The organism is Sulfurimonas lithotrophica (assembly GCF_009258225.1).
Classification (GTDB): domain Bacteria; phylum Campylobacterota; class Campylobacteria; order Campylobacterales; family Sulfurimonadaceae; genus Sulfurimonas; species Sulfurimonas lithotrophica.
Genome location: NZ_CP043617.1, coordinates 554,416 through 578,465 on the forward strand (window position 1 = coordinate 554,416; position 24,050 = coordinate 578,465).

At 33.8% G+C, this 24,050-nt stretch carries 29 protein-coding genes; 25 read left to right on the forward strand and 4 right to left on the reverse strand.

Annotated elements, in window-relative coordinates; genetic code table 11:
• Positions 1-438: a nitrous oxide reductase accessory protein NosL gene (locus tag FJR48_RS02910; protein WP_152306667.1), complete on the reverse strand. Its 438-nt coding sequence runs from the start codon at positions 436-438 to the stop codon at positions 1-3.
• 103 nt (positions 439-541) lie between these two features.
• On the opposite strand from FJR48_RS02910, the gene FJR48_RS02915 reads away from it, so the two are divergent.
• Genes FJR48_RS02915 through FJR48_RS02935 form a run of 5 tightly spaced genes read left to right on the forward strand, consistent with a single transcriptional unit; the run spans position 542 to position 4,375 of the window.
• Complete coding sequence (locus FJR48_RS02915) at positions 542-979, forward strand: hypothetical protein (RefSeq protein WP_152306668.1); 438 nt, start codon at positions 542-544, stop codon at positions 977-979.
• Between the two features lie 9 nt (positions 980-988).
• A complete protein-coding gene (locus FJR48_RS02920) occupies positions 989-1,651 on the forward strand; it encodes a Crp/Fnr family transcriptional regulator (protein ID WP_152306669.1) in 663 nt (220 codons plus the stop codon).
• Positions 1,648-2,613, forward strand: a complete 966-nt coding sequence (locus tag FJR48_RS02925) for a hypothetical protein (RefSeq protein WP_152306670.1) — start codon at positions 1,648-1,650, stop codon at positions 2,611-2,613. Before FJR48_RS02920 ends, FJR48_RS02925 begins: the two co-directional genes overlap by 4 nt.
• 1 nt (position 2,614) lies before the next feature.
• Positions 2,615-3,697 (forward strand): PAS domain-containing sensor histidine kinase, encoded by a 1,083-nt coding sequence (locus FJR48_RS02930; protein ID WP_152306671.1) that lies wholly within the window; start codon positions 2,615-2,617, stop codon positions 3,695-3,697.
• A 3-nt stretch (positions 3,698-3,700) separates the two neighbouring features.
• On the forward strand, positions 3,701-4,375 hold the full coding sequence (locus FJR48_RS02935) for a response regulator transcription factor (RefSeq protein WP_152306672.1): 675 nt from the start codon (positions 3,701-3,703) through the stop codon (positions 4,373-4,375).
• Here the strand turns inward: FJR48_RS02935 and FJR48_RS02940 are convergent.
• Entirely contained in the window at positions 4,362-6,059 is a 1,698-nt protein-coding gene (locus FJR48_RS02940) for a nitrite/sulfite reductase (RefSeq protein WP_152306673.1), read from the reverse strand. The two genes, FJR48_RS02935 and FJR48_RS02940, sit on opposite strands and share 14 nt — an antisense overlap.
• 133 nt (positions 6,060-6,192) lie before the next feature.
• Here FJR48_RS02940 and FJR48_RS02945 point away from each other — a divergent pair, with 133 nt between their 5' ends.
• Genes FJR48_RS02945 through FJR48_RS02960 form a run of 4 tightly spaced genes read left to right on the forward strand, consistent with a single transcriptional unit; the run spans position 6,193 to position 8,618 of the window.
• Complete coding sequence (locus tag FJR48_RS02945; RefSeq protein WP_152306674.1) at positions 6,193-6,636, forward strand: low molecular weight protein-tyrosine-phosphatase; 444 nt, start codon at positions 6,193-6,195, stop codon at positions 6,634-6,636.
• Between the two features lie 11 nt (positions 6,637-6,647).
• A complete protein-coding gene (gene cysK, locus FJR48_RS02950; RefSeq protein WP_152306675.1) occupies positions 6,648-7,577 on the forward strand; it encodes a cysteine synthase A in 930 nt (309 codons plus the stop codon).
• A complete protein-coding gene (locus tag FJR48_RS02955) occupies positions 7,567-8,163 on the forward strand; it encodes an aminotransferase class IV family protein (RefSeq protein ID WP_152306676.1) in 597 nt (198 codons plus the stop codon). The genes cysK and FJR48_RS02955 overlap by 11 nt, the downstream gene beginning before the upstream one ends.
• Positions 8,157-8,618, forward strand: a complete 462-nt coding sequence (locus FJR48_RS02960) for a hypothetical protein (protein ID WP_152306677.1) — start codon at positions 8,157-8,159, stop codon at positions 8,616-8,618. Before FJR48_RS02955 ends, FJR48_RS02960 begins: the two co-directional genes overlap by 7 nt.
• 6 nt (positions 8,619-8,624) lie before the next feature.
• Here the strand turns inward: FJR48_RS02960 and FJR48_RS02965 are convergent, their stop codons facing one another.
• On the reverse strand, positions 8,625-9,527 hold the full coding sequence (locus FJR48_RS02965; protein WP_152306678.1) for a LysR family transcriptional regulator: 903 nt from the start codon (positions 9,525-9,527) through the stop codon (positions 8,625-8,627).
• A gap of 126 nt (positions 9,528-9,653) precedes the next feature.
• Here FJR48_RS02965 and FJR48_RS02970 point away from each other — a divergent pair, with 126 nt between their 5' ends.
• The 14 genes from FJR48_RS02970 (at position 9,654) to FJR48_RS03035 (ending at position 20,841) form a co-directional block, all read left to right on the forward strand.
• Positions 9,654-11,702 carry an ATP-dependent helicase gene (locus FJR48_RS02970; RefSeq protein WP_152306679.1) on the forward strand — a complete coding sequence of 683 codons (2,049 nt, stop codon included), beginning with the start codon at positions 9,654-9,656 and terminating at the stop codon, positions 11,700-11,702.
• Between the two features lie 7 nt (positions 11,703-11,709).
• A complete protein-coding gene (truB, locus tag FJR48_RS02975; RefSeq protein WP_152306680.1) occupies positions 11,710-12,534 on the forward strand; it encodes a tRNA pseudouridine(55) synthase TruB in 825 nt (274 codons plus the stop codon).
• Positions 12,528-12,758 carry a carbon storage regulator CsrA gene (gene csrA / locus FJR48_RS02980; RefSeq protein ID WP_152306681.1) on the forward strand — a complete coding sequence of 77 codons (231 nt, stop codon included), beginning with the start codon at positions 12,528-12,530 and terminating at the stop codon, positions 12,756-12,758. The genes truB and csrA overlap by 7 nt, the downstream gene beginning before the upstream one ends.
• A gap of 3 nt (positions 12,759-12,761) precedes the next feature.
• Positions 12,762-13,529 (forward strand): 4-(cytidine 5'-diphospho)-2-C-methyl-D-erythritol kinase, encoded by a 768-nt coding sequence (locus FJR48_RS02985; RefSeq protein WP_152306682.1) that lies wholly within the window; start codon positions 12,762-12,764, stop codon positions 13,527-13,529.
• Positions 13,530-13,588: 59 nt separating this feature from the next.
• A complete protein-coding gene (smpB, locus tag FJR48_RS02990; RefSeq protein WP_152306683.1) occupies positions 13,589-14,041 on the forward strand; it encodes an SsrA-binding protein SmpB in 453 nt (150 codons plus the stop codon).
• Positions 14,041-14,871 (forward strand): peptidoglycan metallopeptidase Pgp3, encoded by an 831-nt coding sequence (gene pgp3, locus FJR48_RS02995; protein ID WP_152306684.1) that lies wholly within the window; start codon positions 14,041-14,043, stop codon positions 14,869-14,871. Before smpB ends, pgp3 begins: the two co-directional genes overlap by 1 nt.
• Positions 14,871-15,497, forward strand: a complete 627-nt coding sequence (locus FJR48_RS03000; RefSeq protein WP_152306685.1) for a tetratricopeptide repeat protein — start codon at positions 14,871-14,873, stop codon at positions 15,495-15,497. Before pgp3 ends, FJR48_RS03000 begins: the two co-directional genes overlap by 1 nt.
• A gap of 3 nt (positions 15,498-15,500) precedes the next feature.
• Positions 15,501-16,223: a Nif3-like dinuclear metal center hexameric protein gene (locus FJR48_RS03005; RefSeq protein ID WP_152306686.1), complete on the forward strand. Its 723-nt coding sequence runs from the start codon at positions 15,501-15,503 to the stop codon at positions 16,221-16,223.
• A 13-nt stretch (positions 16,224-16,236) separates the two neighbouring features.
• Entirely contained in the window at positions 16,237-16,950 is a 714-nt protein-coding gene (locus FJR48_RS03010; protein WP_152306687.1) for a zinc ribbon domain-containing protein, read from the forward strand.
• Entirely contained in the window at positions 16,928-18,115 is a 1,188-nt protein-coding gene (gene waaA / locus FJR48_RS03015) for a lipid IV(A) 3-deoxy-D-manno-octulosonic acid transferase (RefSeq protein WP_152306688.1), read from the forward strand. Before FJR48_RS03010 ends, waaA begins: the two co-directional genes overlap by 23 nt.
• An 88-nt stretch (positions 18,116-18,203) precedes the next feature.
• A complete protein-coding gene (locus FJR48_RS03020) occupies positions 18,204-18,935 on the forward strand; it encodes a pseudouridine synthase family protein (protein WP_241856103.1) in 732 nt (243 codons plus the stop codon).
• Positions 18,928-19,884: a DUF429 domain-containing protein gene (locus FJR48_RS12265; RefSeq protein ID WP_152306689.1), complete on the forward strand. Its 957-nt coding sequence runs from the start codon at positions 18,928-18,930 to the stop codon at positions 19,882-19,884. Before FJR48_RS03020 ends, FJR48_RS12265 begins: the two co-directional genes overlap by 8 nt.
• Entirely contained in the window at positions 19,877-20,329 is a 453-nt protein-coding gene (locus FJR48_RS03030; protein WP_152306690.1) for a YaiI/YqxD family protein, read from the forward strand. Before FJR48_RS12265 ends, FJR48_RS03030 begins: the two co-directional genes overlap by 8 nt.
• On the forward strand, positions 20,326-20,841 hold the full coding sequence (locus tag FJR48_RS03035; RefSeq protein ID WP_152306691.1) for a YgjP-like metallopeptidase domain-containing protein: 516 nt from the start codon (positions 20,326-20,328) through the stop codon (positions 20,839-20,841). Before FJR48_RS03030 ends, FJR48_RS03035 begins: the two co-directional genes overlap by 4 nt.
• A 1-nt stretch (position 20,842) precedes the next feature.
• Here the strand turns inward: FJR48_RS03035 and FJR48_RS03040 are convergent, their stop codons facing one another.
• Positions 20,843-21,100, reverse strand: a complete 258-nt coding sequence (locus tag FJR48_RS03040; RefSeq protein ID WP_152306692.1) for a hypothetical protein — start codon at positions 21,098-21,100, stop codon at positions 20,843-20,845.
• A gap of 151 nt (positions 21,101-21,251) precedes the next feature.
• On the opposite strand from FJR48_RS03040, the gene ffh reads away from it, so the two are divergent.
• Positions 21,252-22,619 (forward strand): signal recognition particle protein, encoded by a 1,368-nt coding sequence (ffh, locus tag FJR48_RS03045; RefSeq protein ID WP_152306693.1) that lies wholly within the window; start codon positions 21,252-21,254, stop codon positions 22,617-22,619.
• Positions 22,620-22,682: 63 nt separating this feature from the next.
• On the forward strand, positions 22,683-24,050 hold the full coding sequence (hemN, locus tag FJR48_RS03050) for an oxygen-independent coproporphyrinogen III oxidase (RefSeq protein ID WP_152306694.1): 1,368 nt from the start codon (positions 22,683-22,685) through the stop codon (positions 24,048-24,050).

The following is a 24,050-nucleotide window of genomic DNA, read 5'->3' on the forward strand; positions in this document are numbered from 1 at the left end:
TTATTTTTTAGGTTTTAAAACCCTTTTATATACCTCGTTATAATCAATAACTTCTTCATCTTTAGGTATATTGACTTTTGACTTGTATGCAGAAAATCCAAATGCCATAGGTGTAATATTTTGCGTTGTATAAAAAGCCTCTCTTGCATCTATCCAAGAACCGTCTTTTACGTCGGTTATATATATTTTAGAACTCTCTTTTAGTTCCGGATGTTCCTCTTCAAACCATAAAATCATACAACCTATGTCGTCAAACATATAGGCTTTACCTTTTGAATCTTTAACTTGAACCGTATTGTGTCTGTCACTTACGACCATAACGCATCTAGCACACATATCTCTGTCCCAATGTACCTCAGAAACACCGTCATTTTGTTTTTCACTACAACCTAAAAATACTAGAAGTGAAAGTGTAATTATATAGTTTAATTTTTTCATAAATGAAGTATAACATTTTTACCTTTTTAAGAGTATTGATAAAAATCAAAATATAATAAGAAACTTTTAAGTATAATCATATTTATTTCAAAAAAGGTACAAAATGAAAAACTTATTTTTAATACTTTCTATATTAGTCTCAATAACAATTGCTGAAGAAACACCTACACGAACAGGCGAGTTTCCAAAAGAGCAGATGAAAATTCAGGCAAAAGAGATTGCTCAACGTGCAGCATATTCTATGAATGAAGGGCTTCCTCAAACTATTGACAAATATACAGAACTAATAAGTGTTAAAGCAGAAAATACTACTATGGTTTTTACCTTTGAGATTAATACGGGTGCCAAGAGTGACGAGGCAGTAAGAAAAGAGGATCACTCCAGAATGCAAAAAGCTGTAACCGTTGGTGTGTGTCAACAATCACAAAAGTTTTTAGAATCGGGCATAAACACTTCATATGTATATACAAGTGCAAAAACTAAAAAACTACTGTTTAAATTTGATATTTCTCAGGATAAGTGTAAGGGTCTTGTAAATTAAGGTAATATTTTGTCAATAAAAGAGATAGTGAAATCACTTAGCTTTTTTTCATCGCTAAATGATGAAGATGTTGAAAAAATATGTACTATTTCAACTTTACATAAATATACTACAGGCTATGTACTTCACTATGAAAATCAAGATAAAGATTCAATAGAATTTCTTGTAAGCGGACTTGCCAAAGCATATAAAATAGATAAACATAAAAATGAGATTTTTTTATATCATTTATCAAATGATTCTTTACTCTCAGATATTAATAATATATCGTCAGATACACTTACTTCTTTTTCAAACTTAGAAATGGCGGAAGACTCCGTTGTACTTAAAATCGATTATACAGAATTCAAACAACAGTTTTTAAACAGTAGAATATTATGCAGCGAACTTATGAATGAGATTATAAAACGCTCGGAATATATGCAAAATATATTTAATCGTGAATTTATCTTTGATGCAGTAACAAAAGTCGCTAAAATGATAGATGATGATTTGGATATGTTTAATAAGATAAAACGACATGATATTTCTTTAATATTAAATATACAACCGGCTACTCTATCTAGAGTCCTTAGTAGATTAAAAAGAAATAACATTATCAGTATTGAGCATGGAAAAATCGGAATTATCGATAAAGAGGAACTAAAAGCTATATATGAGGAGGTACTATGAAAAAAATTAAAATTGTTATCGCATTAATTTTTCTGCTTTCAATATTATTGGCAATTATTTTTAGTTATATTAATGAACAAAGAAGTGTTAGCAATAATTTCCTAAACGTAATCAATCAGCAAAAAGCATTTACCCAAGAGATAGCAAAAAATATTTTTTATATGTATAAAAATCAAAATGCATCGGATAAACAACTTGACGATTCAATTAAAAAATTTTTATCGAATATGCAAAATAGAGATAAAAATCTTAAATATATTGATTCTAAAGAGATAAGAGAACATAGCAAAGAAATAGCAGTTTTATGGAATAAATTTTATTTAGAAGTTCAAAATTTCAGGGATTTAAATAAGGTTACGGTTGCGTATTCGAATTTAATATTAGAAGAACTTGTAAATAAGATATATAATTTGAATTTAGACTTGGTAGTTGAATTTAATACAATGATAGATATTTATCATAAAGAGCTTGAAAATAATATATCTACTTATAGAAATATAGAGTACATCTTATTTTTAGTACTTGTAATTTGTTTAATATATCTTGTTAGTCAAGTAAAAGATTTAATAAAGTTTTTTCAAAAGTTTACTTCCGCATCAAAAAGAGTTATATCAAATGCAAGTGTTATAGGTATCAAAAAAATTGAAGAAACAAAAACGGTAGAGGATGTGGCTTCTGCAACCTATGCTTTTAATACATTGGTTGAAAAAATAGACACTTCAATATTAAATGCTACTAACTCCATAGAAAACACATATGCAAACCTCCATACTCTTGAGAACGATATAGAAAATTTTATAGAACTAATCAGTGAGATGCATGACGGAGAAGAGATAGATAAAGAACTTACAAAAAAAGAAGATATCCTTATCGAATCACTTGAAGAGTTAAATGTCTCTGCTGAAAATCTTAAAAATTTAAAAAGAGATTTTTTAGAGTTTGCAAATCAGAAGAGGGATTAAGATGCTGCAACAGTTTAAAGATGCCATTGAGAGTTCAAACATAATTTCTAAGACCGATACGAATGGAATAATAACCTTTGTAAATGATGAATTTTGCAAAATATCGGGTTATACAAAAGATGAACTTATAGGACAAAATCATAATATCGTTCGCCATCCCGATGTTGATAAGAACAACTTCAAAGAGCTTTGGAATACTATAAAAAATAAAAAGATATATAAAAGTACGGTTAAGAACTTAGCAAAAGACGGTTCCGTTTTTTATGTAAATACGACAATTATCCCTATTTTGGATGATAATGATGATATATTTGAGTATATAGCTATAAGGTATGATGTAACAAAAGAGATGTTTTACAAAGAGGAGTTGGAAAAAAACGAGGTAAAACAAAAGATTTTATTTGCCCAAGCAAGACATGCATCTTTAGGGCAGATGCTGGCAAATATTGCACATCAGTGGAGACAGCCCTTAACAGAACTCTCCCTTACGGTTTTTAATCTGAAAAAGAATGCTCTCTCAAAAGATGAAGAAGCTTTGCAAAAGTATTATGAAGAGAGTAAAAACATAATAAACTCAATGTCTAAAACTATAGAAGATTTTAGTAACTTTTTTACGCCAAACAGAGAAGTTGAACAGTTTGATATAAAACTTAGTGTAGATGAAGCGTTAGAACTTATGGATAACTCACTAAAGAGTTCCATGGTAGATGTGGAGTTTAGAATACAAAACGATTTGGAAGTTCTGGGTGTTGCAAACGAGTTGACGCAAGTAGTTCTAAATCTTTTAAAAAATTCTATAGATGCATTTGAATTAAACGGAGTGTTGATTCGTCAAATAGATATAACAATTAGAAGATTAAAAGATTCGGCGGAGATAGAGTTTAGAGATAATGCGGGTGGAATAAAAAAAGATATTGTCGATAGAATATTTGAACCCTACTTTACATCCAAGCATCAAAAAAACGGTACGGGTTTGGGGCTGTTTATGTCTAAGATGATAGTTGAACAATCTTTTGACGGTTCTTTGGATGTTAAAAGTAAAAAACATTACACGATTTTTAGTATAAAAATACCGACGGCGTAGTAGATGAGAGATAAAAAGTTAAAGACTCTAAAGGTTTTACTTGTAGAGGATGAACAAGCTATTGCAGAGCTTTTAAAGAGTGCAATCGGCGATAATTTTCGCTCGTTTATCATAGCAAACGACGGTCTTGAAGGTTATGAACTTTATAGTAAAATAACTCCGGATATTATCATCACGGACATTATGATGCCAAACTCATCAGGACTCGAATTAGCAAAAAAAATACGTTTAAACGATAGACTGATTCCCATAATTATTCTTAGTGCATTTAGTGAAAAGGAGAAGCTTTTCGGTGCTATAGATGCAGGTGTGACAAAGTATTTTACAAAACCGTATGATCCTGATGAGATACTTGAATATATTCATACTATTGCATCTGAGATACAAGAGAAGACCTTGGAGTTATGTGATGATTTTAGCTTTGATAAGAACAACCATTCACTTTACAAAGAATCCAGCTTTGTAAAGCTTAGTAAAAACGAGACAAGTTTTATTACATTGCTCGCTGAATCTTTGGAGAGACGATTAAGTTACGAAGATATAAAATCTTCTATGTGGGAAGATAAAGATGTAAGTGATGAGAGGCTTAGAACTTTTGTAAAAAGACTTCGTGAAAAAACCTCCAAAAATCTCATAGAGACTATTAAAGGTTACGGTTACAGACTTAACGAAAGTTAGTTCTCTCAATCGGTGGCTTGTAATTTGGGTCCTTACCCTCAATAGTCCATAACTCTTTTACTTTAAGGCTTATTGTCTTTCTAAAACCATCTTCATGTATTTCAAGCTCTTTAAAGTTGTCTTTTAGTAGTTTTTCTTCATCTTCTTGAGATATCTTTTTTGATTGTTTTGGTAGTGCTATAGTTTGTTTTGACTCTAAATTTGCCAGATGCCATAAAGACAAAAATAGTTCTGAATAGTTGTTTAAAATCTCTTTTGAATAAGTCTCAAAATCACTGTATCCGCTTTTTTCAAATAAAGAGATAATTAGTGTTACTACACTGTTAAGATGCACAAAAGGAACCATGGAAAAAAGCTCACGTCCTACACTTTTACCATCGGAGTGCTCAGCTCCTATAAAAATTCTACAACCACCGTCCGTGTCTCCAAAGTTATTTGTTTTAAGTCCGATAAGACCGATATCGGTATGGCGGTGTCTGCCACATCCTTTTGCACAACCTGAAAAACCTACAAAGATGGAATGTTTTTGAATTAAATCAAGTGGAAGGTATTTGGTTTCTTCTTTGATGCTCCAAACGGCATATGGACAAAGATTACCCGCACATGCTACTACGGTTGAGCTGTTTGAAGGTGAGATAAGAGGTGATTTTTTTTCTTTAAGCCCAAGTATATAGATGTTTTGGTCTATTCCTAATCTTATTTGTGCATCGTTCTTTGTTGCAAACTCTGCAATCTTATTCATCTCGTCTGCTGTAAGTTTTGAGAAATTTGTTTGATATACAAAAGCATATGTTCCGTCTTTAAGTTCTCTATATTCACTAAACTTACCTTTATTCAAAACAAGTTCACCGCTTGTTAAAAACTCTTTTTTATACTCATTTTGAATAAGTTCTTTTAGTTTATCTATACCAATATCTTCGATGAGGTAAATAAGCCTTGTACGAGAGCGTGAGTATCTTGAACCGTGAGTATAAAAAGTTTCGACAAAAGCTTTGAAAAAATCAAATACATCCTCTTTATGTAAAAATATATCCACATCTTGTGCAACATCTGTATTTTTTCCGCCCATATAGACATTAAAACCGAAAACTCCGTCTTTTTTTGCCAGTGCAAAGTAGATGTCGTTTGCAAAAAATGAGTTTACGTTTACCGAATTTCCGGAAATTCCGATAGATACACGGCGAGGAAGCATCCCTACATAACGAGGATTTTGTAGTATAAAGTCTTGCATCTGCTCGATTATAGGATAACACTCTATCTCACTCTCTGCTATTACTCCGTCATACGCATCCGTGACAATGTTTCTTATGTTATCCCCAAAACTCTGCCAAGTAGTAAGATTTAGCGAGTTGATGCGTTTATGAATCTCTAAAACATCATCCACGTATATATCGTGAAGTTGGATGCCTCCGCGGGCAGTCATAACTATGGTTAAATCATACTCTTTGACTATATCTGCAATAGCTTGAAACTCTTTAGTACCTATGCGACCACCTGCAAGACGGATACGAATTGTAAATTCATCTTCTAAAAAATCAGTCGTAAAAATACCAAAATCTTGAAGATAGAACCTGTCACCCTCACCAAGATTCTCAAAATCTAAATTTTCAAAATCTTTGTAATAATCTATAGGTCTAAGTCTAGCTTTGTATTTTTCACGTTTATTTAGTTTTTCATCTACCATATAACTGTCCTTTAATTTTATTATAACAAATGAAAATAATATTTATATTGATATATGTCATTATAAATATTAGTGCTAATCATGTTCAAATCTATATGATATAATTTCTCAAAATATAAAGAAGGCCACTTATTTGAAATCAATTATTTTTGTTTGTTTGGGAAATATTTGCCGCTCGCCATTAGCCGATGGCATCGCAAAAAAATATATAAAAGACAACGCTTTGGATATCAGTGTTGATTCTGCAGGAACAGGTAATTGGCATGTAGGTGAAAACCCATGCCCAAACTCAATCAAGGTTGCAAAGAACAACGGTATAGATATATCTGCTTTGGTATCAAGGCAAGTAACAAAAAATGATTTTGAAATTTATGATTTAGTTGTGGCACTTGATGATAATAACATGAATGATTTGACTGCACTAGGTGCAAAAAATATTGTAAAACTCGGTGATTATGGATTTTATGGAAAAGATGTACCGGATCCGTATTTTTATAACGGTTTTGAAGGATTTGATAAAGTTTATGATATGATACAAAAATGCGTAATAAACTTAATAGATGAATACACTAAGTAGAGGAAAAAATTATGGCTAATATTGCAAATGATGTAACTGAACTTATAGGAAATACACCTCTTGTTAGACTAAATAAGGCATCTCAAATAACTGGTGCAACGATTCTTGGAAAATGTGAGTTTATGAATCCGACAAGCTCTGTCAAAGATAGGCTTGGATTCAACATGATAAGACGTGCACAAGAAAAGGGTCTTATAAATGAAAACTCTACAATCATTGAGCCTACAAGCGGAAATACCGGTATTGCACTTGCAGCTAACTGTGCCGCACAAAATTTAAAACTTGTTTTGACAATGCCTGAATCTATGAGTATAGAGAGACGCAACCTGCTTAAAGCACTCGGAGCCGAGCTTGTTTTAACCTCGGCAGCTAAAGGTATGAGCGGTGCAATAGAAAAAGCCAAAGAACTTGAAGCCCTGACTAACAACTCTATTATCCTTCAGCAGTTTGAGAACGATGCAAATGCAGAGATACATGAACTTACAACCGCACGTGAAATACTGCGTGATACGGACTCAAATATAGATGCTTTTGTAGCGGCGGTCGGAACAGGCGGTACACTTACGGGTACTGCAAGGGTTTTGAAAAAAGAGATTCAAAATATTGCCGTATTTGCAGTTGAGCCAAAAGACTCACCCGTACTCTCAGGCGGAAATGGTGGTCCTCACAAAATTCAAGGGATTGGTGCAGGTTTTATCCCTAAGGTACTAGACACTTCCGTTTACGGTGAAGTTGTGCAGGTGAGTAATGAAGACGCAATTGAAACAGCTAAAATGCTCGCGCGTGAGGAAGGTTTACTTGTCGGAATCTCGGCAGGTGCAAATGTATGGGCTACGATGCAGGTAGCTAAAAGAGATGAATTTAAGGGCAAAATATTGGTAACTGTTCTTTGCGATACGGGTGAGAGATACTTAAGTACAGCACTTTTTAATGAAGAATGAATTTTTAGAGACCATAAAGATTTTAGATGCCAAAGTATGGCATCCGGAGTATCACCAAAAAAGGTATGAGAGTGTTTTAAAACATTTCGGCGTCTGTACATATAAAAAGCTTGAAGATTTTATAAAGCCGCCTAAAAAAGGTCTCTATAGATGCAGGCTAGTTTATACTCCAGAGGATATAAAAAAAATATCTGTCGAGTATATAGAGTATGAAAAAAAAGATATAAATACTCTAAAGCTTGTATATGATGATGAGATAGACTATCCGTTAAAATCTACGGACAGGTCAGAATTAAACAAACTTTATGAAAAACGTCAAGATGCAGACGACATACTTATAGTAAAAAAAGGATATTTAACAGATACAAGCATAGCAAATATTGCTCTTTTTGACGGTGAGTGGAAAACACCCAAATATCCGCTTTTAAAAGGTACTACAAGACAAAGATTGTTAGACAGCGGAAAAATTCATGAAGATGATATAAAAGTTCAAGATATAGGCAGGTTTTCAAAAGTTGCACTATTAAACGCTATGATAGATTTTGATATAATTGCAGATGAAAATATAAAGGATGTTTTTTGTTAGAAGATTTGATTCAAGACGAAGGTTTTGCAAAAGTTATGAAAAATAATATTGCGCAACTTATTGTCTATCTATTTGAAAAAGATAAAAATTTCGGAATACTTTGTAATATTTCCGATGTTGATTTTTCTCCAGAGTTGCCTGAAGAGATTTTGTCTCAGTTTCATAATATGACTCTGTTTTTTTTAGCCGGTTATACCTTTGAGACTGCAAGAATTGAAGCCGATAACTTAGTTTTTGAAGCAGGTTTTGGAGCAGATAATTTTGGTTCGGTCGTAAATGTACCTTTGCTTAGTATTGTTCAGATTATAATAGATGAACAGCCTGTGCTGATTAATCTTGCAAAATATAAAAAGAAAGAACAAGAAAGTACTACAAAAAAAGTTGATCAAGAGGGTGTAGAAAATTCTATGAATATGTTTTTATCAAATCCCGATAATGCTAAGTTCCTTAAATAAGGAACTTTATATTTTGTTTAAAGATAGTAAGTAGCTTACTACATTATCGACAAATGCGTCGTGTTTTCTATCTTTAGAGTAAGCTATATAGAACTTACGTTCCATTTTAAAATTTTTAAGTCTAGCACAATATAGTCTTTCCTGATCAACATCATCTTTAATAACGTGCCTACTCATAATAGATACTAAAGGACGCTCTGCATCTCTGTTTGAATGTAAAATAGCTTCTTTGATAGCTGTAGGAGATTCCATTACACTTACTACGTTAAAGTTGTTACACTGCACACCTATCTCTTCAAAAACTTCGGCAGTCAATCTTCTTGTATGTGAATGTTCATCACGGCAAATCCAATCAAACTCCATTAAATCTTCGCCTGTCAATTGTTTCTTTATAGGTTGGTTTGAAAAAACTACAAGCTCATCTTCAATCCACTCTCTATATATAATATCATCTCTAAATACAGGTGATTCTATTAGTGCTAAATCAATTTTTTTATCTTCAAGTGCATCTATAATGTTTGATGATTTATCAACGTTCATATGTACTTCGTTGTCTATTCTTTTTTTAATCTCAGCTATATAATTTGGAAGTACATAGTTACCGATAGCATTAGATGAGCCTATTACAAAAGTAAATTCTTTATTAATAATACTAATAAGTTCTTTTTCACTGTTTTCTATAGCTTTTTCTAATCTTTTTGCTATTCTATAAAGATCTTCTCCCTCTTTTGTAAGTAAGATACCGTTCTTTTTTCTTTGAACAATCTTAGTATCAAGATAGTCTTCAATGAACTTTATTTGTTGCGTAACAGCAGGTTGAGAGATACCGAGTTTTGCTGAAGCTTTAGAAAAACTCTTCTCTTTTGTTACCATCAAAAATGTTTGCAGTTTAGCAAAATCTTTTAACATAATAATTCCTATAAGTTTAAGTAATGATGAAATTATAACTCATTATTATAATAAAAGCAATATTTTTATTATAATTTAGAAAATTTTTGATATAATAAATAAAATTGAATGAATTTAGTGGGATATATGGAAAAAATTTTTGCAAGGCTTAATGAAGAACAAAGTATTGCCGTAAAAAACACGGAAGGACCCGTGTTAATACTAGCAGGAGCAGGAAGTGGAAAGACTACTACTATAGTCTCAAGGCTTGCTTATCTTGTTAAAGGTGTGGGAATTCCGGCTTCAAATACTTTGACCCTTACATTTACAAATAAAGCCGCAAAAGAGATGCGTGAACGTGCACTTGGCATGATGGAAGACGTCTCTTATCCTCCTCTTCTTTGTACATTTCATAAGTTTGGGCTTTTATTTTTAAAGTTCAATATCCACTTAATGGGTAGAAAAAATAACTTTGTCGTTATAGATACCGATGATAAAAAAAGAATAATCAAAAAAATAAACTCAGAAATTGCAACTCCGCTTATAGCAAGTGAGATATCAAGATATAAAAACTCACTTATGACACCTGATGATGCTTATAAGCAAGCCGAACTATATAACTATCAGCAAATAGCAAAAGTTTATGAAGAGTATGAAGCATACTTGGCAGAAAACAATCTTGTAGATTTTGATGATTTGATAGCTCTTACATATAAACTTTTAGAAGATAATCCCGAGTTAGCCAAAAAAACTAGTGAAAAGTACCAGTATATTATGGTAGATGAGTACCAAGATACAAACGAGCTACAACTTAAGCTTTTGCAAAAACTTTGTTCAACTCACAATAATATCTGTGTAGTAGGGGATGATGATCAGAGCATCTACGGTTGGCGCGGTGCTCATATAAGAAATATTATGGAGTTTGACCAGGATTTTGAAAATACCGCCGTTTTTAAACTTCAAAACAACTACCGTTCACGCGAGCCTATCTTAAAAGTTGCAAATGCTTTAATAGAACATAACCGTTCACGTCTTGGAAAAGAACTTAAGCCTACTCGCGGCAGCGGAGAAGATGTAGTTGTTTTGAATTCGCATGATGAGAGTGAAGAAGCCAGAAAAATAGCTACAAATATAACAAAACTTATAGACTCGGGAGTGAGTGCAAAAGATATAGCCGTTTTATATCGTGTAAATGTTCTCTCCCGTTCAATCGAAGAGGGATTAAACCGTGCAAGGATTAACTACAAACTTGTAGGCGGACAACGATTTTACGACAGAGCCGAAGTTAAAGATTTGATATCTTATATACGTGTTATCACGAACTTTAATGATGATTTTTCTTTTAAAAGAATTATAAACAAGCCAAAACGCGGTTTGGGTAAAGCTAGTGTGGATAAACTTGAACTATCTGCACATGCAGCCGAAAAGTCAATATTTGAGTTTATAAAAAGTTCAAGTGTTGCCGAGCTTGAAGCACTTGTAAGAAAGAAAAATGCAAAAACTCTAAAACAGTTTATAAAAGACATACAAAGCGTAGCAAAAGTTGCAGAGGAATCTACATATAATTTTATCGATGTATTAGAAGATACCTTTAGTCTAAAAGATATATATAAATCTCAACCGGATGAGCAGGAAAGAATCCTAAATATGGATGAGTTTTATGCACTTTTCCGTGACTTTATAAAAAATAATCCCGAATCTGGACTTGATGAGTTTTTGAACGAACTTACACTTCAAAGCGAACAAGATCAGGTTGAGGGTGAGAGCATCTATATGATGAGCATCCATGCATCTAAAGGTTTAGAGTTTGACCATATCTTTATAATAGGTATGGAAGAGGGCTTTTTACCTCTTGTGGGTGATGGAAGTGACTTAGAAGAGGAACGCCGTCTTGGTTACGTTTCTTTTACGCGTGCAAAAGAGAAACTTACATTGTCTCATGTAAGCAGTCGTTTTTACAAAGGGCGTAGAAGTGACTTGGAAAAATCAAGATTTTTTAATGAAGCCGGACTTTGTCAAGGGTCTTTGAAGCTAGAGAAAAATACGGCTTTTAAAAAGGGTGATTTAGTTCGTCATAAAATTTTTGGAACGGGACGTGTGCTTGGTGTGTCAAAAGCAGGGAAAGAGTTTAAACTAAACATCAATTTCGCAGGTACGAAAAAAGATATACTTGCATCGTTTATAGAACGTTTATAGGCCCTTTATGAACAGACTGTTTGTTGCATACAAACCATCAAATATCAGCTCCAATTTTTTCTTAAATAAATTAAAAAGAAAATATAATCAGAAAAAAGCAGGTTTTTCAGGTACGCTTGACCCTTTTGCTAAAGGAGTGCTGGTTATAGGTATGGGAAGTCATACTAAACTGTTTCGTTTTTTAAATAAAACACCAAAGATATACAGAGCTACACTTTGGCTAGGAGCTAAGAGTGACAGCTTAGATACAGAGATGATTGAACATATTGATGAACTAAATAGATTTAGTGAGGATGAAGTACTGAAAGCACTTAAATCGCTTCAGGGTGAGTTGGAGTATGAGCCGCCTATTTTCTCGGCAAAACGCATAAACGGACAACGTGCATATGATTTGGCACGTGCAGGCGTAGAGTTTGAGTTAAATAAAATAAACTCTACTATTTATGAGACAAAACTTATATCTTACTGCCACCCTTTTGTAACTTTTGAAGCTACGGTTAGCGAGGGTACATATATAAGAAGTCTTGGATTATTGCTTGCAAATAGGCTTGGAGTAGAATATGGAAGCTTAAGTATGTTAGAAAGACTGAGTGAAGGTCAGTTCTTTTATGATGATGAAAAAGCACTTGACATTAAAAAATCTTTGAATATTCCTCAAAATTTTTATGATGGAGATGAACAAAATATCAAATATGGAAGAGTTATTGCTTTAGAAGATATAAGAAACAAAAAAGACGGATATTATTGGATCGATAACGGTGATAATATCTCTGTAATAAATATAGAAAAAAGCAAAGTAAAATATGAGCTCGGTAGGATATATATATGTTAGTTTTAGCGCGTAAAGCAGAAGAGTCGATACAATTAGGGGATGATATAGTTATAAAAGTTATATCTATAGATAAGGGTGTAGTAAAGCTTGGCATCGATGCACCAAAAGATGTAAGTATTATTAGAACTGAACTATTAGAAGATGTAAAAGATTCAAATGTCGCATCATCAAAAGAAATTGATAATACTTTACTTACTCAGTTAAGTTCAATTATAAAAAAATAGTAGATGAAAATATATAAAGCGTATGCGAAAGTAAATACTTTTTTAAAAATTACGGGTCTTCGCGGAGATTACCATGAAATAATTTCACGTTTTATGAGAGTAGATGACCTTTATGACGAGCTTTCATTTGAGAAAAAAGATACACCAGACTTTAAAATAATAGGTAGTTTTTCTTGTACAACAGAGCAAAATACGATTTATAAAGCATATAATGAACTTTTAGAATATACAAAAAGTGAGTCACTAGACAAGCTGATGCAGACATATGCAGTTAAAGTAGATAAAAATATTCCCGCTTTTGCAGGTCTTGGAGGCGGGAGCAGTGATGCCGCAACATATCTTAAAATGTGCAACGAGGTACTGCATCTAAACCTTAGTATAAAAGAGCTTGCCGAGATAGGTTTAAAAGTGGGAGCGGACGTGCCGTTTTTTATTTACGGGTATGATAGTGCGAATGTCAGCGGAATAGGTGAGATAGTCGAGCCATTTGACGAGCCGCTTTTAAAGTTTGACGTATATACGCCAAATATTGAGATATCTACGCCAAAAGTATATAAATCATATAGAGATAACTTTTTTAATCCTATTAACTCCACAGAACTTCATAAGTTAAAAAATGCAACATCTATTGAGGTCTTGGAATCATATTCTCCAGAAGAGGCAAACGATTTATTCAACCCTGCACTTAAAGAGTATCCTAAGTTAAAAAAACATCAAAAAGACGAATACTACTTCAGCGGAAGCGGAAGTAGTTTTTTTAGAGTTATATAAGCTTTGCTATAATTGTATTTAAACAGTATTTAAAAGAATAAAGAGAGACTAAAAAATTTATGGGTGAACCATACGCAAAAAATAAAAAAGCATATCATGATTATTTTATAGAAGAAAAATTTGAAGCGGGCATCGTTTTAAAAGGTAGTGAAGTAAAAGGTATCCGTGCACGTCGCATAAATATGAAAGACAGTTTTATCCGCATCGATAACGGCGAAGCAGTTTTGTATAACATGCACATAGGAAGACTTGAAACTACTCACCATTTTTACGGACACGAAGAGCGTGGAAGCAGAAAACTTTTGCTTCATAAAAAGGAACTTGCAAAATTACAAAAAGCGGTTGAGCGTGACGGTTATACTATAGTGCCTTTGCAGTTATACTTTAATGCAAGAAACATAGTAAAGGTTCAAATAGCTATAGGAAAAGGTAAACAGCTACATGATAAAAGGGCTGATCTTAAAGAAAAAGATCAAAAAAGAGATATACAAAGAGCGATGAAGGATTACTAATGAGGGGATTATTTTTAGTACTATTTTTACTATCAAACCTATTTGCTTTTAGGTTTGACATATCAAATTCCGAGATAAAAAACGGTCAAACTGCACTTATAAAGTTTGCCAAAGAAGAAGGAGTAGAGTTTAAGTATATAAAGATAAAAGATAAAACGTATGAAATCTTTTCAAACTATGCATATGTTCCCATAAGCTATTATGAAAAACCGCAAACACTTAAAGTGTATGTTCATTATACTAAAAATAAAAAGCCCGAATCAAAACTACTATTTTTTAAAGTTGTTGACGGTAAGTACCAAAAAGAAACTCTAAGTGTAGATAACTCAAAAGTAAAACTCTCACAGAAAGATAAAAAAAGAGCTGCAAAAGAGTATGTTGAGGCTATGGATATATACAATTCTACTACGTCAAAAAGTTTTATTGATTCTGATTTTATAATGCCTTTAAATTCCAAAATCACAAGTGATTTTGGACGTGCCAGAATATTTAACGGAACATTAAAAAGCTATCACAGCGGTACTGATTTTCGTGCAAAAGTGGGTACACCTATAAAATGTGTAAATGACGGTAAAGTCGTACTTGTTAAAGACAGATTTTATTCAGGTGGATCTATTATAGTAGATCACGGGCAGGGTGTTTATACGTGTTACTATCATATGAGTAAGTTTGATGTTAAAAAAAATGAGTTGGTTAAAAAAGGTCAACTGCTTGGATTATCTGGTGCAAGCGGTAGGGTAACGGGGCCGCATTTACATTTTTCAGCTAGAGTTAACGGTGTACAAGTTGACCCTTTGCAATTTATAGAGTTAATAAATAAGGAATTATAATGAGCGTATTACAGTTACTGATGTTAGGTGCATCAGCTTTTTTTGCTTTTAAAATATATCAACATATTCAAACATTGGAAGATGATCAGAATATACAAAGAGAAGATTACGAACCTTCACAAGATGAAAAAGATGAAGACTATGCAAAAGCTATGAATACTTTTTCTCCGTATTCGGCAGAGGAGTTAGTTCAAAAAGCAGATGATGCTTATCAAAATGAAGATGAGCAAAAAGCATTAGCATTTTTAAGCGAGGCAAATCTAAAAGCACCTAATAATGCAGAGATACTTTTCAAACTTGGATTTATTAGTGCAAAAGTCGGTGACAACACTATGGCAATCAGATACTATAAAGAATCACTTGATGTAGATAAAGACGACGAATTTGTTCACAACTCTTTAGCAAGTGTATATCGTGCAGAAAAAGAATTTGCTTCTGCGAAGATGCATCTAAACGATTCCTTGTCTATAGATGATACAAATGCACTTACTTATTATAACTACGGTAACTTGATGATAGATATGGGTAATGAAGACGTAGCTCGTGAAATGTATGCAAAGGCTATAGAGTTAGACCCTGAGTTTAAAGAGGCAAAAGAAGAGTTGGAAAAACTGCAAAAAGATTAAGCCATGAAACTAAAAGATATATATGAAAAACTAGATGAACTCTCACCTTTTGAACTACAAGAAAAATGGGATAACTCCGGCATCCAAGTAGGTTCACCTAATCAAGAAATAGAACAAATTGTTCTAAGTATAGATGCAGATGCAGAGCTTTTAGAGAGTTTGAAACCTAACACACTTTTAATAACTCACCACCCTATAATTTTTGGTGGAATTACCGAGCTTAATTTTGAAACATACCCGTCAAACTTTTTAAAAACTATGATTGAAAAAAATGTTTCAAATATCGCGATGCATACAAATTTTGACAAAACTCATTTAAATAAATACGTAGCCGAGAAAATTTTAGGCTATAAAATTTTGGATGATAAAGAGTTTGTTATAAAATTTGAGGTTAATGAAGATTTTGATACTTTTGCAAAAAAAGTAGGTGAAAAATTCTCGCTGAAAAATGTAAAAAGCGTAAAATGTCGTGATTTTGTAAAAACTTGTGCTTTGACAACGGGAAGCGGCGGTTCTATGATTAAATATATTGACGCTGACTGCTTCTTGACAGGGGATATCAAGTATCATGATGCGATGGAAGCAAAGAGTATAAACTTGTCACTTATCGACATCGGTCATTTTGAATCTGAGTGCTTTTTTAGCGATATTTTACACAAACATTTGAAAGTTTTAGGTTTAGACGCTATAATTTCATCATCAAAGAACCCTTTTACATATATTTAATCGAAGGAGATTAATGAATCCGCACCTAAAACAACTAATAGACCTATCAATAGTTGATAAAGAGATAGATGCTTTTGAACCGCAAATTGAAGAAGCAAACGCAAGTTATGAAGCGGCTATCGCAAAAAAAGAGAGTATAGATAAAGATATTGAAAATTTAAGTAACGAAATTAAAGAAGAAGAGTTAAAAAAATCTAAAAACGAACTTCACCTGTCTGAACTTTCTCAAAAACTTGAAGATAACTCTAAAAAATCTAAAGAAGTAAAAACTGAACGTGAGATGAAGTCACTTCAACTTGAAGAAGAGATAGCAAAAGAACAAGTAACTTTTGCTAACGAAGAGATTGAGCGTTTAGAAAAAATCATAGATAATAAAAATGAGCAAATCGAAGCTGCAAAAACAGCTCTAGCTGAAATAGAAGCTAATTTAGAGTCTGTAAAAGCTGACGTTGACGAAAAACTAAAAGTTATCAATGAAGAGAGACAAAAAGTATTTGTTGAAAAAGAGAAACTTTTAAGTACGGTAAATCAAAAAGGTTTAGCGTTCTACCAAAAAATTCGTCGCTGGGCTAAAAATACAACGGTTGTAAAGGTTGAAGAACAAGCTTGTATGGGTTGTAATATGTTAATCAGTGATAAAGTTTACGCTGATGTAATCAAAGGTGAAGATATCACTAACTGTCCACACTGTGGTCGTATCCTTTATGTGGAAACTGCAGAGCAATAAGGCATTGCCTTTCAGTGTTTTTTACTTTATCCTAAGTGTCGTGCTATATATTGTAGCACTTCCGCTTTTGATATTGTTATCCCTCAAACCAAAGTATAAACAATCAATTCCGGCAAGATTTTTTCTATATAAAAATAAAAGATTTTCAAGTGAAGATGGCATCTGGTTTCATGTATGTTCACTCGGTGAAGCAAGAGCATTAAAACCGATTATAGATTGCTTAGACGGTGAAGATATAAAAATAACTACCATAACTCATACAGGTCAGGCTGAAGCTAAAAAATATGATGCTGAAGTTAGATACCTGCCTTACGAGATGTTTCTACCTTTTTGGGCAAAGAAACAGCGAGTAGTAGTAGTTTTGGAAGCAGAATTTTGGTATATGCTTTTTGCAGTGGCTGCATCTATGGGAAGTCGTGTTATTTTACTAAATGCCCGTATATCTGAACGTAGTGCACAAAGATATCTGCAGTTTGCATGGTTTTATGAGAAACTACTCTCAAACGTTGAGATGATATATGCTCAAAGTGAAGCCGATAAAAACCGTTTTTTAGCTTTAGGTGCTAGAAATATTGAGGTGGTTGGAAACATAAAACTTGCAGCCGAGATTAAAAAAACAAAAGACTTCGATAAACCTCACGAAGAAGTTATCGTAGCGGGAAGTACGCATCTAGGTGAAGAACAGTCTATCTTGGATTCATATGTTAGCTATAAAGAAACAAATGACTCAAAGTTGATAGTCGTTCCAAGACATCCTGAGCGTTTTGAGAGTGTATATCTTTTGATGGAAGCTTATGCAAAAGAATATAATTTAAGTTTGTCTCGTTTTAGCGAGGAGAAGAACTTTTTTGCTGATATGATACTCGTAGATGCAATGGGTGAGTTAAATAACATTTACAATATAAGTGATGTAGTTATATTAGGTGGTGCATTTCGCGAAGACGTAGGGGGACATAATCCACTAGAGCCTGCTTTTTTTGGATGCAAGATAATTACGGGAAAACATTTCTTTCATCAAAAAGAGTTGTTTAAGTATGTACATCATGTCCAGTATGTTGATGCAGACGGGATAAAAGAAGCATTGGACAATGCGAAAGAGCTACCTCCTTCAATAGTAGAAGAGAAGATAGATTTAGACAGGGTTATTGATAAACTAAAAAAATAATAAAATATAAAGTTCTTCTCGCCGACAGGCGTAGCTTTAGTGAGAGGAATTTTACAAGGAATTTACTTCCTTGGAAAAGGAGATAAAAGTGAAAGAGAAAGCGTATAAACTTTTAGCGGCTCAAGAGGGTGTGTCTAACAGTGTCGCAAAGTCTATGATAGACCGCGGGCTTGTTTATGTCGGAAATAAAAAGGTTATGATAGCTCGCGGCGAGATAGATGACAAAACTATGTTTCGCGTGACAAAAGTCGAGAAACCGAATATCATCTTTGAAAATGACGATATCTTGGTAGTAGATAAACCACCGTATGTAAACTCTGACGAGATTGAACGCCAGTTTAAAGGTGTTCAGCTTTTACACAGACTCGATCGTGAAACGAGCGGTGTTTTGATGCTTGTAAAAAATGAAGAGTTTCGTCAAAAGGCTATTAAAGAGTTCAAAAAAGACAATGTTTACAAAGAGTATATTGCATGGGTTGAAGGAATCATGAGTGAGCCTATCGAAGTGGATAAGCCTATATTTACTACAAAGAAAAACAACCGTGCACAATCAAACGTATCGTCCAAAGGAAAACCGGCACGCAGTGAGTTCTTTCCTGACATTGTAAGTGCTAAAAAAACAAAGGTAAAATGTATAATTCATCACGGACGTACACACCAAATCCGTACACACCTTCGCTATGTTGACCATCCGATAATCGGTGATGAACAATACGGAGGAAGACGTTCAAAACGTGTGATGCTTCACGCTTATAAAGTAAGACTTTTGGGTATGGAATTTACCGCACCTGAGCCAAAGGCATTTGTGCATTTTGAGTAAAAAAAAAGATAGTCTCTATATAGGCATCGACTTAGCTTGGGGTGAGAAAAACCCAAGCGGATTTTGTGTTGCCAAACCCTCCAAGAACAAACTTAAAATACTAGATGTAAAACTCCTTAACTCCATAGATGAAATCTTAGACGAGATTTTAAAATACAAAGATTATAAAGTACATGTAGGCGTAGATGCACCTCTTGTAGTTCCCAATGATAGCGGAAACAGAGATATAGAAAAAGAGTTTAACAAAGACTTTGCAAAGTACAAGATATCAATGCTTCCCGCAAATAAAAAACTGCTTACAAAATATTCCCCGACAATTAGAAGCGTAGGCTTGTTTGATAAACTCAATGAACTTGGTTTTAAACGTGATTACAAGCACGATAAAGTGATTTTTGAGGTTTATACACACTCGACTGTTGCTATGCTTTGGAACAATCACGAGATACTCCCATACAAAAGAAAAAAAGGTCGAAATACTGAGTTTATAAAAACCCAGTTAGATATCTATAAAAAATACCTTTTAAAAGAGTTTTATTCTCATAAAATTCTAAAAGAGGACCTGAGTACCTTAAAGGGGAAAAAACTAAAAGATTATGAGGATATGTTAGATGCTCTGACATCTGCATATAGCATCTACTACTGTAAAAAGGGCGATGCAAAGTTCTATCAAGTAGATGGTTTAGATACTTTTGTAACGCCAATAAGCAAGTGGAAGGTATATGTACTAAAATGTGCCGATGATACTCTCTACACTGGTGTAGCTACAGATTTGGACAGACGTTTGGATGAGCATAACAGCTCCACTAAAGGTGCTAAATATACAAGAGTAAGACGTCCCGTAGAGCTTGTGTACTATGAGAACTGTGCCGACAGAGTCGATGCAAGTAGACGTGAGTATGAGATAAAACAGCTTAGTAGGAAAGAGAAGTTGGAGTTAATCAATGTTTAAAATGTATGTAGATGGTGATGCTTTTCCAAACCTACTTAAGCCTATACTTGTAAAACAGATAGAGCGTTTAAAAATAAAAACCATAGTAGTTTCAAATAAAAAGATAAATATAGGCAAATCTGACTTTGTTGAGTACATGATAGTAGATGCAGGTGCAGATGAGGCTGATAACAAAATAGTAGAGATGCTAGAAGAGGGTGACTTGGTAATCACTGCAGATATTCCGCTGGCTGATAGGACTATAACAAAAAATGCACACGCAATTGATCACAGGGGTGAGCTTTACAGTGTAGATAACATAAAACAGTATCTGGCAATGAGAAACTTGATGGAGAAGATACGTGAGAGCGGTGAGATAACAAAAGGTCCTAAACCATTTTCAAGTAAAGATGCAGAACTTTTTGCAAATCAGATAAACGCCTTTTTAACAAAACATACAAAATGAAAAAACTAAAATATTTAAGCCATTATCCCCCTTCTGTTCAAAAACAAGTACAAGCCCTTATAGATGCTGATAAACTTGAGAATTATCTACTGGGTAAGTATCCAAAGCCACATTCATATAAAAACGATAAAGCACTCTTTTCATATGTGCAGGATATAAAAAACGAGTATATGAAAAAAACAGCCCCTCTTAGCAAAGTTGTGTATGATGGAAAGATAAACGTTATACATAATGCTTTGGGGACTCACCATTTTGTCTCACGTGTTCAAGGCTCAAAACTAAAAGCAAAAAATGAGATAAGAGTTGCGCCTATGTTTAAAAATACACCAGAAGAATTTTTGCAGATGATAGTCGTACATGAACTTGCACACTTTAAAGAAAAAGAGCACAACAAGGCATTTTATAAGCTTTGTGAACATATGTTCTGTGATTATCATCAGGTAGAGTTTGACCTTCGTTTATATCTTACTCATATGGATATAAAAGTTAAAATACAAGTATGGAATAACTAGTCTATAAATTATCGGGAGTTAAGCCTACTTCTTCAAGGAAGTGACGAAGTTTAACGACTGCATCTTTAGATAATTCATTTCTATGTGAGAGAGCTATAGAGTGTTCCTTAGCTTCAAAATGCAAAAGCGCACGATGCTTTTTAGTCATATCTACTTCAATTCCATAATGCTCTAACGCATGTACAAGCCTGCTTGCATCAATATTTCCAGAGATTGGATGCTCAAAAATCTTTGCTATTTTGTCTTTGTGTTTACTCATATAATCTCCTGTCTTTTTAGCTATATATTAATTATCGTCTTATAAAGATTAAAAGAGTGTTAAAAACACGCAAAAAATTTGATTAAAAAGATATAAAGCACCACTTAGATATAATCCTCAAAAATTATACAGATATTTAGAAGGTATTTTTATGTTTGATACACTAACATCCTCGTTTACGACAGCGATGAAAAAAATCCGTACATTTGATGATGACAAGGCACTTAAAAAAGCACTTGATGAGCTTAAAAAGTCTTTACTAAAAGCAGATGTAAACCATAAAGTCGTAAAAGAGTTAATAACTAACGTTCAAACAAGGACAAAAGAAAAAGGTATAGGAAAAGACCAGTTTCTAGAAGCACTTAGAATCACGCTAAACGAGCTTTTAGAAGTAGGGGGGAACAAAGGTTTTGTATTTGCTCCAAATCCACCTACTGTTATACTTATGACAGGTCTTCAGGGTTCTGGTAAGACGACAACTACCGGTAAACTAGCGACTTATTTAAAAAACAAACAGAAAAAAGTTCTTATAGTTGCAGCCGACCTGCAACGTTTGGCAGCGGTTGAACAGCTTCGCCAAATAACTACACAGATAGAAGTTGAACTTTACGAAGATGAAGCTACTAAAAATCCTGTAGAGGTTGTAAAAGCGGCGCTAGAGTATGCAAACTCTAAAATCTACGACGTAGTTCTAATAGATACGGCGGGTCGTTTAGCAATAGATGATGAACTTATGCAAGAACTTCATGCTGTAAAAGACGTAGCAAAACCAAGCGAGATTTTTTATGTTGCAGATTCACTGACCGGTCAAGATGCAGTAAGAACGGCAACTACTTTTAAAGAAAAAATAGGAATAGACGGTGTAATCCTTTCAAAATACGACGGTGATGCAAAAGGCGGCGTAGCTCTTGGTTTATCTAGTCAAGTTGAAGTTCCATTACGTTTCATCGGTAGCGGTGAAAAGATGGAAGACTTGGAAATCTTTATGCCCGAACGCATCGTAAACCGTCTTATGGGCTTTGGAGACGTTGAAGGTTTAGCTGAAAAGACTGTCGGTGTTATTGATGAGAAACAAGCTAAAAAACTGACTCAGAAAATTAAAAAAGGTAAGTTCAACTTTAATGACTTTTTAGAGCAGATGGAATCTATGAAAAAGATGGGTTCTATGAAATCACTTCTAGGTATGATGCCAGGTATGGGTAACATGAGCAAAGCTTTAAAAGATTTTGATTTAGAAAACTCTGGAGAACTTAAAAATATAAAAGCTATGGTTTCATCTATGACGCAAAAAGAAAGAGAAGATCCGGATCTGCTTAACAACTCCCGTAAAGAGCGTATAGCAAGAGGATGTGGACTTACTCAGGTTGAGATTAACCGTATGATAAAGCAGTTTAAAAATGCAGGAAAAATGGCTAAAAAATTCTCAGGCAAAAACGGTATGAAACAACTCCAAGATATGATGGGTCAAATGGGTGGAGCAGGCGGTATGGGCGGTTTCCCTGGTGGACTTCCAAGATAAAGCTTTTATCCATTCGTTAATAAAGTTTGGAGATAATCGCGTAATTAATAAGAGGCAAATAAGATGTTAGACTTTTCAAAATTTTTAAAATATTCAAAACCGGGACCAAGATATACAAGTTATCCGACGGCACTAGAGTTTAGTGATTCGTATGCGTATGACGAGTATATAAAAAAGATAGAATCGCAAGATCCTTCACGTCCCTTAAGCCTTTATTTTCACCTTCCGTTTTGTAGAAACGCTTGTTATTTTTGTGGATGTAACGTTGTATTTACGTCTAAAGAAGATAAGATGATGCGTTACGTAGATTACCTAAAACGTGAACTTCAAATCTTAGCTAAGCATCTAGACACTTCTCGTGACGTGCTTCAGATGCACTTTGGCGGCGGTACTCCTACATTTTTTTCTGCGCCTCAGTTAAAAGAGGTGATAGATGAAATCAAAAAAGTATTTCCAAATTTTAGAAGTGATGCAGAGATAAGCTGTGAAATAGATCCACGTCATATTACGGAAGACCAGATGAAGGTTCTCTCAGATGCAGGTTTTAACCGTGTAAGTTTTGGTATTCAAGATTTTAACGAAAAAGTTCAAGTAGCAGTTCACCGTGTTCAGCCGTATGAGATAACAAAAAAAGCTATGGATTTGGCAAGAAAATATAATATGGTTTCAGTTAACGTTGACTTGATTTACGGACTTCCTTTTCAGTCACTGGAGACTTTTAAAGAGACTCTTCGTCTTTCACTAACACTTGACCCTGATAGATTTGCAGTATTTAACTACGCACACGTTCCTTGGATGAAAAAAACTATGCGTAAGATTGACGAGACTACACTTCCACGTCCGGATGAGAAGTTAGAGATTATGAAATATACTATCGATTATCTGACATCAAATGGTTATAAAATGGTTGGAATGGATCACTTTGCAAAACCTGAAGATGAGCTTTTTAAGGCTATCGAAAAAGGTGAGCTTCACAGAAATTTCCAAGGTTATACCACAAAAGGCGGAGCCGACTTGATAGGTGTAGGACTTACTTCTATCGGTGAAGGAGTTGATAGCTACAACCAAAACTTCAAAGATATGAAAGAGTACGAAGCGGCTATAGAAGAGGGCAAACTTCCGTTTGAACGCGGTATAGTTCTAAATGAAGATGACCTAATCCGCCAATACGTGATTATGGAGTTAATGAGTAATTTTAAACTAGATATAGACAGATTTAACAAAAAATTCGATGTTGATTTTAATACATATTTTGCAGATGCACTTGAAGCTTTAAAGCCGTTTCAAGAGGAAGATTTGTTAAGTATCAGTGAAAATAAAATAGAGTGTAGCCAAACGGGTACTTTACTAATTAGAAACATCTGTATGCCATTTGATGCATATATGAAAAAACACGCAGCTAATAAAAAGACTTTCTCAAAAACGGTATAA